Origin of the sequence: Belliella filtrata (assembly GCF_022549775.1) — a bacterium.
Lineage (GTDB): Bacteria > Bacteroidota > Bacteroidia > Cytophagales > Cyclobacteriaceae > Belliella > Belliella filtrata.
The window spans coordinates 34,747-48,189 of record NZ_JAKZGP010000041.1 but is presented as its reverse complement, the minus strand read 5'-3'; the positions used below and the strand labels follow the sequence as shown (position 1 = coordinate 48,189).

Sequence of the window (13,443 nt, the reverse complement as noted above, 5' to 3'; positions counted from 1 at the left end):
TTCAAATCCAACAATGGAGCTGAAAACTTCTGTGTTATAAGATCCGTCGTGGATACCCTGATCAAACGTTCGGGAAATATCTTAGAAAATCTAAATCATATAGCTAAATTAAAACCTGAGTAGTTACAAATTAGTATCACAATGAATATTGACTCAACTCCCTTGTTGGCATTAATAATGAATACTAATCTACTAATGGTATTTATAAATAACAGGAATTTTGTACCATTTAGTGATTTTGAAAACAACCAACTATTATAAATGATGATGCCCCTATGATCGAAAAATGAGGTAATGATCAAATTTGAATCTGGTGATAAAACCCAGTAAATCCTTCAAGTTTGTATACACCTAGTACTCGTATGGGGCGCCATCATTTTCATTTTTTTAAAGTGAGTTCAATAAGATATATCTATATCTTACTGAATAACTTCAACAGGATTTTACATTAAAATTTACACTCATTACATGAAAAATCACTCCACAAAAATTGTTGTATTGCTGCTGATTATTGCAATTTTCTATTTAACTAAAGGGCTGATTATAGCTGCAAGTTTTTTTATACCCTTATTTTTTGCGATATTAATTTCCTTGGTTTGTATACCGCTTTCAAGGAAATTGGAAGGATTAAGAATCTCCAGAGCACTGTCCTCATTGGTATGCGTAACTATTGCGATTACATTATACTTCTCCTTTTTTTTGGTGATATTTATTCAAGGCCAGAACATCTCAGAAAAATGGCCTGAAATGCAAAAGGAACTTAAACCTAAATTCTCTCAGGTTTTATCCTACTTAGAAGAAAAATCAGGCGCTAATATTGAAGACCAACTCCCCTCCTTTATCTTTGATGAAGAAAACACCGAGTCAGAAACTGAAGAAACTTCAGAAGATGAAGGTGATCAATCCCCAGTTTCTAACAATGTTATTCAAAGTTTCATTATTAATACCTTTGAATTTATAGGGAACTCCTTGTTGACCTTTGTTTACCTGTTTTTTATGCTCACTTATCGCAAAAAGATAAAACTATCTATTTTGAAATTCTTCAGTTCTGAAAATAAAAAATCTACAGAAATCATTTTAAATCAAGCAGTTTCACTTGCATTAAACTTTTTAGCAGGAAGGATAATATTGCTTATATTTCTGGCTGTGATCTATGCCATTGGATTACAAATTGCAGGTGTTGACAATGTTTTTCTAATTAGCTTAATTGCCGCATTATTATCATTGATTCCTTATTTGGGTGTGGTTTTAGGCTTTGTTTTGGCCATGGCTTATTCCCTATTTAGTGGGGTAGACACAACATCGCTTATTATTGTTGCAGCAACTTACAGCCTTGCTCAGTTTATAGAGAGTTATATTTTGGAGCCCTATGTGGTGGGTGATAAGGTTCACCTCAATCCATTAATGACGATTTTAGTGGTCATCATTGGAGGAATGTTATGGGGTGTTTCAGGTATGATTTTAAGCATTCCAATAGCTGCGATTTTAAAAATTTGCTTTGATGCATCAGAGACTTTAGCGCCATTAGGCTACTTACTTGGAGATGAAGATTTAAAGAAAAATCAAGACAATCATTTTTTAGGTAGATTGGGCCAAAAAATATGGAGTAAAATCAAAAGCATGAATTCTTAAGCAAAACCTTCAGCTGTCATTACTGCGCAGAATTATCTTAGGTTAGGTTAGGAGGAATCTGGTAACCTTATTTCCTAAAGAGACTGAGTGAAAAAAAAGCTTTGCTATCCAAAAAATGCTTATTCCATGTAAAGCCTGACTCATGCCCCATGTCATTTAATTCCACTAAACTGAATTTTCTTGAAATTTCAGTATGTATGGTTTCAAATTTTTCAAAATGATATTTCTTTTCAGCAATACTAATTAGTTGTTCTTCTAAACTTATCAAATAACTTTGTGCCTCTCCACTTGAAGGGTTGTATGTTCCATAGTGATCAAACAAATCAAGGTTAAAATTGGCACCAAGCTCTCTATTGATTCTTTCCAGTAAATTCAAGTTGAACTTTTTGGTAACTCCCTCTTTATCATTATAAGCTGCTTGTATGGTACTAGGGTCTTTTTTAAGGTCAACTCCCATAAGCAAAAAATCCCCCTTATTTAGGAAGTCATTTATAAAACGCAAAAACTCTACTGCTTCTTCTAGCCTAAAGTTTCCGATATTGCTACCCATATACATCACAACCATAGGATTTGGTCTTTGCTTTATTTGATGGGTCGAAACAAAATAATCACCTGGGATAGCTAAAATATCTAAATTAGGAATAGCATTTTGAATCAAATTCTGATTCACTTTAAGGATTTCTGGTGAAATATCCATTGGAATATAGCTTGGTGCATTAAGTTTATGATGAACTTGCCGCAGAAATGAAATCATTTTAGATCCATCACCTGCACCTAAATCAATAAAATCCATATTCTGATCGTTGAAGTGACTCAAAATAGCCGCTGCACTTTGTTCTAGAATTTCCATTTCACATCTAGGAAGATAATAGGCTTCCAAAGTCATTATCTCTTGAAAAATCCTTGACCCTTTTTCATCATAAAAGTATTTTGACGGGATACTTTTATGTGACTTGGCCAAGCTTTCTGTAACATCTTGAAGAAAATTATTCATAAATTACTTACTTAACCTGATACCCGAGAATAGCCATCTTGAAGATGGGTGAAAGAAATTTCTATAAGTATTTCGACTGTGTCCAATGGGAGTAGCAACTGAGCTTCCCTTAAGAACAATTTGATTGCACATAAATTTCCCGTTGTATTCACCCAATGCTCCGGCTGCTTTCTGGAAATTAGGATAAGGCAAATAGGCACTATTTGTCCATTCCCAAAGTTGTCCCCAATTATATTTTTCAGATGCTACCTCCCATTCAAATTCTGTGGGTAGCCTCATTCCTTTCCAGGTAGCAAAGGCTTGAGCTTCATAGTAACTCACATGCTGTACTGGTAAATCCCAGTTTATTTTAACAAGTCCGTTAAGGGTGTAATGATGCCATTCCCCATCAACAAGGTGCCAATACAAGGGCGCATGAATATCCTCCTTTCGGATAAAATCCAAGCCTTCAGAAAGCCATAAATTAAAATCGCTGTAACCTCCATCTGCTATAAACTCAAGGTATTCTGCGTTAGTGACCAATTTATTTGCAATTTCAAAATCCTGAAGGTACACTTTATGCTTGCCCATCTCATTATCGTAACAGAAATATAAGTGATCAGCTCCAATAGGATACAAACCCGCTTCAAGCTGACTAAATCCAGTATTCACTTCTCTTTGAGTTGAAAACATATCAGCATATATTGGGAACAAGGGTTGAGCACCCAGAATGTATTTGATATCATACACCAAAAGCTCTTGGTGTTGTTCTTCGTGATTGATTCCAATCTCAAAAATATCTAGAAGCTCTTGATCAATGGGATTGCTTAATAGCTCCAGACATTGTTCAGTAACATATTTTCGATATGACATTACCTGCCGAACAGTAGGTCTACTCAAGTCACCCCTTTGGGAGCGAAGAACCCTGCTCCCAACGGTATCATAGTAGCTGTTAAATACAAAAGAAAATGCGGAATGAAAGGGTTTATACCCCTTGACTTTGCTAAGAATAAACTCTTCAAAAAACCATGTTGTATGTCCTAGATGCCATTTAGGAGGGGAAACATCTGAAGTAGGCTGCATTCCATAGTCCTCGATTTCCAGGGGAGCACAAATACGTTCTGTGTCTGATCTCACCTTTTCAAATCGCTTTTTTAAGTTTAAATTAGTTTCTATAGACATTTTAAAAACATAGCTTAACCGTTCTTTTAAGGGAACTTTATAAAACCAACCATTACCAAATAGGTGGAAAATCTAATATAGATTTTCTGAACCTACATCTTTTGATATTCTGGGTTGACCAAACGTTTCAATCATTCCATAAATGAATTACAAATACATGAACCATTTTATGATTGAAGGATCAACAGATAAGGTACTATCAAATACCTTACCTGTTGATGTTTTTCTCTACACTTAAAATTTAGGTTTATGATTTCTGAAATAAAACCATATTGTATCCACCGAATCATTCAATATCAACCACCCACAACTTCACCACCGTTAATATGTATAACTTGTCCAGTCATATAGGAGCTGTCCATAGAAGCTAAAAAGACAAATACAGGTCCTACTTCACTTGGTTGACCAGCCCTTTTCATCGGTGTATCCTTTCCAAAATCTTCCACATTATCAAAGGAAGCAACGATCAAGGGAGTCCAGATTGGCCCAGGAGCTACAGCATTAACTCTGATCCCATTATCGACTAGATTCTTTGCAAGCGATCTTGTATAGGCCACGATAGCACCCTTGGTGCTAGCATAATCGATCAAATGAGAACTACCTCGGTATGCAGTCACAGAGGTAGTATTGATGATGGCATCACCATCCTTCATGTAAGGAAGACATTCTTGGACGATATAGAAAAATGAAAACATATTAGTTTGAAAAGTCTTTTTCAATTGATCCTCTGCTATATCATCAACACTTGATTTGGGATATTGCACGGCAGCATTATTTACCAATATGTTTATAGCTTCATGTTCTTGTAATATTTCTTCAATTGCATTTTTGCAGAATCCTCTGTCAGCGATGTCACCCTTGATCAGCATACATGACCTTCCTTCTTCTTCTACCATAGATTTAGTCTCTTCAGCATCTTGGTCCTCACTCAAGTAAATGATAACTAAATCAGCGCCTTCCCTTGCCATATGCAAAGCTGCACTACGCCCTATCCCACTGTCTCCTCCTGTGATCAGTGCCAGCTTATCCTTTAGCTTATTGCTGCCCTGGTATGATTCTCTAATGATCTCTGGTTCAGGCTTCATTTGCTCTTCACTTCCCGGCAAGTCTTGTTGTTGTTGTGGAAATTCCTTTGGCTTATTCATTGTGTAGTTGGTTTGAGATTATAAATTGTTTCTAGGTATTCAATTACAAAGGACTTACCAAAACAATAAATGACCTCCTACTTAAAATGACTTAGTCCAAAAAGCTAAATAATTCAACCGTTAGGCCGCATCTTGTCCCAAAGTGATTTTATTCATCAATTCTTTTGAAAAAAGAAAAATTTCAGAAAATAGTAACACAATGGATAACATATACCACGCCTCCCTTTTTGACAGATATTTTTTTACACACCAGTTATACAAGCAAGGCAGCAAAGGAATTTGAGACCATTAAGTTCTACAGTTTTCCTGACTCTAGGAAAAGTAACTTCATCTAAGCACGAAGATCTAAAGTTTGCTCTTTTTGATTTTCAAAATCAGGAGTTTTAGGCAAAATTGTCACTTGTCCATTACCTTCCAAAACAGCAGCTCCAACTTCACTTAACTGTGTAATCCCTTGACTTTTCAATATCGATTCCATTTCCAACATGCACAACCTTTCAGTTCTCAAAGCACTTTCTATGTACTTGCCATTAAAAATCAATAGGCTGGGTTTGGATCTTATCATTCGTCTGAAGGCAGCATGCTTTTTGCTCCAAGAAGTTACCAAGTATTGCAAAAATATTAAAGCGATCATTGCAATTAAACCTTCTAGAATTTTTACATTTTTATCTATTGAAATAGCTGCAACAATAGATCCATAGGCATAGATTACAGTAGAATCAAAAGGGTTCATCTTGGTCAGCGTCCGTTTCCCTGATAGCTTAAGGATTAGAACCATAAAGAAAAATGCAAAAGTTGATTTAATTGCAACAGCAAAGACTCCTTTCCAATTATCGAACAACAAATCATACATGGCAAGAGTAGTTTAATTTTGTCTAAAGTTTAATTTCTTCCACCGAGTGACAATCATGGCTAATAAAACAAGCTCTGCAGCACCATCATTTTCGCATCCTAAAAAATGTACAAGCGATCCAACTAGCTAAGTATCGACTAAAAAATCATATACAGGCAAGGCTACAAAAAATCTTGCATCATATCCATAAAAATCAGGTTTTTAATGGTTTTTTGTGATAAAGGATAACTAGGGTTTTCAACAGCAACTTCAGTATAATTAACTTTTGAACACCTTCCTACAGCAAACAACATCATCAAGGCATTATCAGATGGAATATTCAATAATTCTTCAATTTTACAAGATTTATAATTGTGTAGCTGATGCAGGTAAATTCCCAAATTTCTAGCCTTCAACTCAACCATTTGAAGCCAAGTGCTTGATAAGAAAAATGAGGATGGAAGATTAGACTTATGGCTTTGGGTGTTTCGATGAATGGTCGTAACCCCTAAGTAAGGAGAAGCCATGGCACAATCCTTCTGATATCCATTGAAACTTTGAAGTACTTTCTGAAATACATCTGTGCCATATTTCAGCAAACGATAGGAAGTATCATAATTAAAATAAGCTTGAATTGCCATTCCTCCAAAATTCAATATTTCGGCTATTTCACTGAAAGTTATTGGCTTATTATACTTGGGATTTGATTTAAATAATTGCTCCATAACTTTAACATTTTTATATGATGAATGATTTGTAATCATGTCCGGAATCATGGTCAGTCAAGCTTATTCTTTAGAAAGCTTAAGGGTAATGAAGAAGTAAGCTTTAATTAAGCGCCGATTCAATTTATCAAGCTTTCATTATAGAAGTCCAATTATAAACAAGTTCACCTTTTTCATTTCGCCTAATTTTTACAGACTACACTTCTTAAAGATGATACTGTGTAGTTCTTCTTTACGCATCCCTGTTTTTTCAAATATCCTATCAAAAAACTCATCTTCCATATCATCCAAGTAAGTCAGTTCGTCCGCGGCTAGCTGCGGATATTCAGTCACTAGCTTTTTTTTGATTTGAAGCCAGTCCTTTTTAATTGATTGATTAAATTTCAGCATAATGTTAAAGATTAGACAACTACTTTCATTTAAACTAGCATACCAGCAAGTTTTCAATGTTGATGCCAAGCCAGAGGTATGCAAAATACATTTAGCTTGAGGTAATGATTTCAGCAGGCTTGGAAGCTATCAACTGAGAAACATTCTATTGAATTTAACTTTCAAAATGAACCATATATTTCCTCCTAGAAATAAAGCCAAATGTGTGAATTGAGCTATTCAAGTTAAATTTTTATCAAAGAGAACTATCTTGGAGAAACAAAACAAAAACGCAAAAACAGCATAAGCAACCCAAATCATTTATTCGAATGCATGCTATTTTTCAGTACAGGTTCAAATATGAAATGATTCAAACCAAATTTTTTCAAGAGATACAAAATGTAACTTTACCTTCACATATTGCTTAATAACATTCCCATACCTTGTACCTTCCTAAGCAAACCAAGCCACTAAAAGCTATTCCCAATTTTATTTTTAAAGGATACGGCAATCAAACCTCCAACTAGAAAACAGTATATTATTTCGGGTATTTTTTAATTAAATAATTTGTTATCCTAAATATCAATAGGAATAAAAAGAATCATTTGTTTAAAAAGTATCACAAATGGATGGGGTAATATTTATTTGAAGATTATAAAAAAATGAACCACGCTGATTTTTTGAGGCAGTGTATTTGAATTAAACCTATTAAGTACAGATGAAATTAAGTACAGATAAAATTAAGTACAGATGAAATGATCCCATTCAGTATAGCGATATATGTAATTTTCAGAGGGAACGGAGTGCTAATTAAAAACCACAATTAATATGACGACTAACAAGAAAAACAATTCTGATGAAGGGTACGAGAATCAAAAAATTCAAGACCTATCAAAGGACAAAAAAAAAGATGAAGGCCAATTTCTAACCACTAATAATGGTGTAAGGGTAAACGATGACCAAAATTCTTTAAAAGCTGGACAACGTGGACCTACTTTGATGGAGGATTTTCATTTTAGGGAAAAAATGATGCACTTTGATCATGAAAGAATTCCTGAGCGAGTTGTTCATGCTCGGGGTGCAGGAGCTCATGGTTATTTCGAAACTTACGAAAGTATGTCTGATTATACTGCCGCAAATTTTTTACAAACCCCTCAAGAAAGAACCCCTGTTTTTGTACGGTTCAGCACAGTTGTAGGATCCAAAGGCTCATCAGATCTTGCTAGAGATGCTAGAGGATTTGCTGTCAAATTTTACACAAAAGAAGGGAATTACGATTTAGTAGGGAACAATATACCCGTTTTTTTCATCCAAGACGCGATGAAATTCCCTGACTTGGTTCATGCAATCAAACCTGAGCCTGATCACGGTATGCCTCAAGCTTCTGCAGCGCATGATACCTTTTGGGACTTCATCTCCTTAATGCCTGAGAGCATGCACATGATCATGTGGGTAATGAGTGACAGAGCGATTCCTAGAAGCTTCAGCATGATGGAAGGATTTGGCGTTCACACTTTCAAGTTTGTCAATCAAGAAGGGAAATCGCATTTTGTGAAATTCCATTGGAAACCCAAATTGGGAGTACATGGAGTCACATGGGATGAGGCTCAAAAGATATCAGGCAATGATCCAGACTTTTTAAGAAGGGATTTATGGGAAGCCATTGAGATGGGAAATTTCCCAACTTATGAGCTAGGAGTACAGATGGTAGCAGAAGAAGATGAGCACAATTTCAACTTTGACCTTTTAGATCCAACCAAGATTATCCCAGAAGAGTTGGTGCCAGTCAAGCTAATAGGTAAATTGGTTCTCAATAAGAACCCCTCAAATTTTTTCAGTGAGACTGAGCAAGTTGCTTTCCACCCAGGGCATTTAGTACCTGGAATAGATTTCAGCAATGATCCCTTACTTCAAGGGAGGTTATTCTCCTACCTAGACACACAGTTAATTAGGTTAGGGGGACCAAATTTTCATGAAATTCCTATCAACAGGCCTATTGCACCCGTTCATAACAACCATAGTGATGGGTATATGCGCCAATCCATCAATGAAGGAAAAAGCAGCTATCAACCCAACCAAACTGGTCGAGGATGTCCATTTCAAGCAGCTGTACATGACGGGGGCTTCTCCCATCAGCCCGAAAGACTTGAAGGAGAAAAAACTAAGGTTAGGAGCTCCAGTTTTTTTGACCATTACAGTCAAGCAAAAATGTTCTACGACAGCCAATCAAAGGTGGAGAAGAAACATATCAAAGAAGCCTTGGCATTTGAGTTGGGAAAGGTGGAAAAGACTTCCATTAAATCAAGACTATTGGTTCACCTTCAAAAAATCAATGAATCTCTGGCGGAAGATTTATCAAAAACATTGGGTGTTGAAATCCCTAAAAACCTGGAGGAACCATTAAATCAAAGCATCCCTGAAAATGCGGATCCCGAAAACTATACTTCAGCTCCAGTGGAACCACCGGTCAGAAAATCTGAAGCGTTAAGCATGGAGAACACAATTAAAGATTCGATTAGAGGCCGAAATATTGCCATACTAGTAGAAGAAGGTGTAAGTTTCTCTTCATTAGAAAAAATCCGCAGTCTCATCGAAGAAAATGGGGCAAAAGAAACATTAATTTCAAGTAAGCTTGGGAGTATCATTACTGAAAATGGACAGGTGAGCATTGATAAAAGTTTTGCGACATGTGCATCGGTATTATTCGATGCGGTATTTGTACCAGACAGTGAAAAAAGTGCCCTAAAACTTAAAGAGCATGCTGAAGCTATTTTCTTCATTGAAGAAATGTACAAACATTGTAAGGCGATTGGATTTGCTGGTGAAGGTAAAATTCTATGGAATGCAACAAGATGCGCTGAGCTTCAAGAAGAGGTTACGTTTGAAAATGAAGAAGGAATATTTCACGATAGTAATGTAAACAAATTTATAGAAGGTGTTAAAAATCATCGTTTCTGGAATAGGAAACACATTAATAAAATACCAGCATAATTTTACATAAGTAATCATCAGTCTTCAGTATATGAAGATTGATGATTACCTAAATTTTGTATACTTGAATTCAAGTTTTGAACATGGAACGTACAGCACCCTTGAAGTATGATAAAAAGCTTCCAGACCAAAACCTATAAATAGATAGGTCTATATGAAGTCCTTCATTTTACTTTTCTATGCACACAACTTTTATCTTTACACAAAGACTCCGTCCAGTCAAGAAGCTCAAAGAAGTCAGATTTTATCAAGTTTAGATATTCATGATAAAGGTATCCCTATTCATGCTAGAGGTTAAATATTGCCAGTTAATGGAAAACACCCTCTTTACAGCTTCAACCAGTTTATCTATTTCGTTAGGTTTATTAAGGAAAATGTTTGCTCCATTCACAAAAGCCTTCTCTACATCAATATCATTTTTCGAATTGGAATATATCACTATGCAGAGCTCTGACCATTTACTATTTAATCTGATTTCCTTTAAGCATTCCAAACCAGATTTTTTGGGCAATTGAATATCTAGAAATAAAATATGCGGTTTAAAATCAATTTCTTTCCCCAAATATTTCATCAATTCTTCTCCATCATTTAAAATGACCAGTTTAGTTTTCATTGAGATACTTTCAATAGCTTTCTTAAAAAACATCTGATCAATTTCGCAATCTTCTACAAGTAAAATGTTTAGATCAACATTCTTCATAAATATTCGTGGTTCAATTTTATGGAAGTCCAGTCAAAAGACTTCAGACAATAAAGTTTTTTATTAATAATTTTTATTCACCAGTAATTCTTTTGGTATTTAATGGAGATCGATACTGTTAGGTTGGTTTAGGCCACATGATTTTCTTTCTTGTTATTGTACTACATATGAATCGTTTACTCTCTTCTTGAACATTATCAAGACGCTGCCGATAAGTAATCAACTGGCATTGGTGACTTCTTTTTACACTGATAATCTATTTACTAAATTGATTCATGAGCTTTGCCTTTTTAGCAAAGTATACTACGCTCAAAGTCTCTATTGAAAATCGAATGATTTTAACCATAGGATTTTTCAAATTGAACACTAGGATCTTAATGGGTGAAAGATGATCCTATTGCTCAATAACTTTTAAAAAATAAAACAAAATTTTATCTAGCTATCATTGCGTTGATAAATAGTTTATAACAATTTCAAACCATGTGCACATATCCCTCTATAAATTTCATGCTAAAGTAGAGATGTATTTCATGAACAGCAGCAAATAGCCAAACCGATTTATGGTTATGTTTTTTATCACCAAGTAATTTAAGTAAAGGTCTAAGGCAAGAACACCAAACAAGTAACATGCAATCAAACAGATTAGATTTTTAATGTTGGATCCAAACCATTCAGCCCTCTTTCAAGAACACGACAATTAGAATCTAACCTTTACAAATCAAAGCAACCTATTTAATATATAAATCTACTTATAATAATCAACATCTGCTAATTAAATGTGATATATACACAATCTACTTTTATACGCAATAAAAGCATACCTTAATTGTATTCCATTTTAATAAGAGATGGTAATTTCTCAGTAAGAAATATTTAATGTTTTTAATTTACTATACAACGTCTTTCTATGAATGTTCAACTTTTCAGCTGCTTTGGTTTTATTATATTTTACATCTTTAAGAACCTCAATAATTTTTTCAGATTCTGCCTCTAAGGCTACAGATTTAAGATCTCTTGTTTTCAAAGTTTTCAAATCATACTTCTCATCTCCCAAATTAATGTCTTCCTCAATTCTAACTTCAGGTCTATTTACTTTCAATCTTAACTCTATTGGGACTGCCGATAAGGGAATCATGTTATGCTTATTGATAAATAAGCAAGATCTCCTGATCACATTTCTCAATTCTCTGATATTTCCTGGCCAATGATAAGCCATTAAGTAATCAAAAGCCTCGGGTTCAAATTCTGGAACTTCTTGACGACCTAATTCAAATGCTGTTTGCTTAAGAAAGAAATCTATAAATTCAGGAACATCTTCTTTCCTGTTTCTCAATGGATGTATAGAAAGCACAAATTCACTTAATCTATAGTAGAGATCTTCCCTGAATGAGGATGTTTCTGACTTATATAATAAATCTTCATTGGTTGCCGCAATAATTCTCACATCTATAGGAATTTCACATGTCCCTCCTATTCTTCTGATTACCTTCTCTTGTAATGCGCGCAAAAGAGACGTTTGAATTTCACTTGACAAATTGGCTATCTCATCCAAAAAGATCGTCCCTCCATTGGCCATTTCAAAAAAACCAATCTTTTGCGTTACAGCTCCAGTAAAGGCTCCCTTTTCGTGACCAAATAACTCGCTGCCTGCGAGGTCCTTGGTAAGGCATCCACAATCAACAGCGACAAAAGGCATATCTCTACGCTTACTACTTTTATGAATTAGATTGGCATATGATTCCTTTCCAGTACCTGTTTCCCCCTGAATGATCACTGTAAAATCAGTGGGACCAACCGTTTCAACCATTTTTTGCGTTTCTTTGGCATTCTTGCTTTTCCCCATGACATAATCTCGGGTACTTGGTGTTTCCTTAGGGTTACCTTCTTTAATTACTTTTTTTTCTATTAGCTTTGGAGAATTTTCATTTCTCTTGAGCACCTCTACTAATTCATCCGGATTGATAGGTTTTGATAAATAATCAGAAGCACCTCTCTTAATAATAGAGACTACATTCTTTAAATTCACCTCATTAGATGTAAATATTACCGCTGCATCTGGGTTGATAGATTTGATAGTTTCAAAAAATTCGTCTCCTTGAATATGCGGCAACCTATAATCACTAATAACAAATTGGAAAGGTTCATTTCCCAACATTTCAATTGCATGATTAACTTGAGTACTTGTCTTAACTTTGTATCCTAGTTTGGTTAGGAATTTCTTCATCAGGTTACAAAAAGAAACTTGATTATCGATCACGAGTATGTTTAGCATGATTTAAGTTTTTATGGTTCAATAAATTACCCTTATACTATACTAACTTTCGTTACAAGGTTCCATCAAATATTAACAAAAGCTTCAATTGATTCTTTCAAAGTTAGAGAAATGGAAACCTTAAAATATTACATCTTTTCGCAATATGTTTTCATAATTATCGTGAAACATCAAAATAACTGTATAAAATATGTATATATATGGTTAATAATTATAAACAATAATTCAATAAGGTAATTTTTTCATAGTTTGAAAAGGAAAAATCTCATCCCTTCAAATAAAAAGTAGCGTTTATTTTCTAAAGGTTAATCCAATAAATGCATAAGGGTTATTCAATTGTAAAATCAAAAAGTTTTAATCAAACAACTTTCCTGTATCAATCCTCTTTTTTCTTTGAATCATTTGCTTTGGCTTCAATAAATTCTTCTGAGCTATGATCGATTTCATCTTTACCAGCAACGGTCACTTGATGACTTCGATTTTGATCACCTTCTGAATTTGACCGCATTTCAGTCTTTTCTTTTTGTTTTTTGACGGTGAATTGCCCCATAATTCCTTTTATGATTTCTAAATATTTCATTTGTGACAGATTTTATATTGGAGTTTTTTTTTGGTAACTAGT

The 13,443-nt window shown here is 34.6% G+C and carries 11 protein-coding genes; 2 read left to right on the top strand and 9 right to left on the bottom strand.

All coding sequences use genetic code 11. The features are described 5' to 3' along the window. Window positions 1–468: 468 nt before the first annotated feature. Window positions 469–1,632 carry an AI-2E family transporter gene (locus MM239_RS14475; protein ID WP_241348964.1) on the top strand — a complete coding sequence of 388 codons (1,164 nt, stop codon included), beginning with the start codon at window positions 469–471 and terminating at the stop codon, window positions 1,630–1,632. Window positions 1,633–1,699: 67 nt separating this feature from the next. Here the strand turns inward: MM239_RS14475 and egtD are convergent, their stop codons facing one another. The 6 genes from egtD to MM239_RS14445 form a co-directional block, all read right to left on the bottom strand. Next, window positions 1,700–2,626 carry an L-histidine N(alpha)-methyltransferase gene (gene egtD, locus MM239_RS14470; RefSeq protein WP_241348963.1) on the bottom strand — a complete coding sequence of 309 codons (927 nt, stop codon included), beginning with the start codon at window positions 2,624–2,626 and terminating at the stop codon, window positions 1,700–1,702. 3 nt (window positions 2,627–2,629) lie between these two features. Beyond that, window positions 2,630–3,787, bottom strand: a complete 1,158-nt coding sequence (gene egtB, locus MM239_RS14465) for an ergothioneine biosynthesis protein EgtB (protein WP_241348962.1) — start codon at window positions 3,785–3,787, stop codon at window positions 2,630–2,632. Between the two features lie 296 nt (window positions 3,788–4,083). Further along, window positions 4,084–4,932, bottom strand: a complete 849-nt coding sequence (locus tag MM239_RS14460; protein WP_241348961.1) for an SDR family oxidoreductase — start codon at window positions 4,930–4,932, stop codon at window positions 4,084–4,086. Between the two features lie 331 nt (window positions 4,933–5,263). Then, window positions 5,264–5,785 (bottom strand): DUF421 domain-containing protein, encoded by a 522-nt coding sequence (locus MM239_RS14455; RefSeq protein ID WP_241348960.1) that lies wholly within the window; start codon window positions 5,783–5,785, stop codon window positions 5,264–5,266. Between the two features lie 161 nt (window positions 5,786–5,946). Continuing rightward, on the bottom strand, window positions 5,947–6,489 hold the full coding sequence (locus MM239_RS14450; protein WP_241348959.1) for a nitroreductase family protein: 543 nt from the start codon (window positions 6,487–6,489) through the stop codon (window positions 5,947–5,949). Between the two features lie 189 nt (window positions 6,490–6,678). Then, window positions 6,679–6,879: a hypothetical protein gene (locus MM239_RS14445; RefSeq protein ID WP_241348958.1), complete on the bottom strand. Its 201-nt coding sequence runs from the start codon at window positions 6,877–6,879 to the stop codon at window positions 6,679–6,681. An 807-nt stretch (window positions 6,880–7,686) separates the two neighbouring features. On the opposite strand from MM239_RS14445, the gene MM239_RS14440 reads away from it, so the two are divergent. Then, the gene (locus MM239_RS14440) at window positions 7,687–9,849 is read left to right on the top strand and encodes a catalase (protein WP_241348957.1); all 2,163 of its coding nucleotides are present in this window, start codon (window positions 7,687–7,689) and stop codon (window positions 9,847–9,849) included. Between the two features lie 253 nt (window positions 9,850–10,102). Here the strand turns inward: MM239_RS14440 and MM239_RS14435 are convergent, their stop codons facing one another. From MM239_RS14435 to MM239_RS14425, 3 genes are all read right to left on the bottom strand, one after another. Then, the gene (locus MM239_RS14435; RefSeq protein ID WP_241348956.1) at window positions 10,103–10,549 is read right to left on the bottom strand and encodes a response regulator; all 447 of its coding nucleotides are present in this window, start codon (window positions 10,547–10,549) and stop codon (window positions 10,103–10,105) included. Between the two features lie 859 nt (window positions 10,550–11,408). Then, window positions 11,409–12,821: a sigma-54-dependent transcriptional regulator gene (locus MM239_RS14430; RefSeq protein ID WP_241348955.1), complete on the bottom strand. Its 1,413-nt coding sequence runs from the start codon at window positions 12,819–12,821 to the stop codon at window positions 11,409–11,411. A 376-nt stretch (window positions 12,822–13,197) separates the two neighbouring features. Further along, window positions 13,198–13,401: a hypothetical protein gene (locus MM239_RS14425; protein WP_241348954.1), complete on the bottom strand. Its 204-nt coding sequence runs from the start codon at window positions 13,399–13,401 to the stop codon at window positions 13,198–13,200. Window positions 13,402–13,443: the final 42 nt, after the last annotated feature.

Coding starts and splice junctions, on each gene's coding strand:
- MM239_RS14475 (WP_241348964.1), top strand. CDS start 469: ATGAAAAATCACTCCACAAAAATTGTTGTATTGCTGCTGATTATTGCA.
- egtD (WP_241348963.1), bottom strand. CDS start 2,626: ATGAATAATTTTCTTCAAGATGTTACAGAAAGCTTGGCCAAGTCACAT.
- egtB (WP_241348962.1), bottom strand. CDS start 3,787: ATGTCTATAGAAACTAATTTAAACTTAAAAAAGCGATTTGAAAAGGTG.
- MM239_RS14460 (WP_241348961.1), bottom strand. CDS start 4,932: ATGAATAAGCCAAAGGAATTTCCACAACAACAACAAGACTTGCCGGGA.
- MM239_RS14455 (WP_241348960.1), bottom strand. CDS start 5,785: ATGTATGATTTGTTGTTCGATAATTGGAAAGGAGTCTTTGCTGTTGCA.
- MM239_RS14450 (WP_241348959.1), bottom strand. CDS start 6,489: ATGGAGCAATTATTTAAATCAAATCCCAAGTATAATAAGCCAATAACT.
- MM239_RS14445 (WP_241348958.1), bottom strand. CDS start 6,879: ATGCTGAAATTTAATCAATCAATTAAAAAGGACTGGCTTCAAATCAAA.
- MM239_RS14440 (WP_241348957.1), top strand. CDS start 7,687: ATGACGACTAACAAGAAAAACAATTCTGATGAAGGGTACGAGAATCAA.
- MM239_RS14435 (WP_241348956.1), bottom strand. CDS start 10,549: ATGAAGAATGTTGATCTAAACATTTTACTTGTAGAAGATTGCGAAATT.
- MM239_RS14430 (WP_241348955.1), bottom strand. CDS start 12,821: ATGCTAAACATACTCGTGATCGATAATCAAGTTTCTTTTTGTAACCTG.
- MM239_RS14425 (WP_241348954.1), bottom strand. CDS start 13,401: ATGAAATATTTAGAAATCATAAAAGGAATTATGGGGCAATTCACCGTC.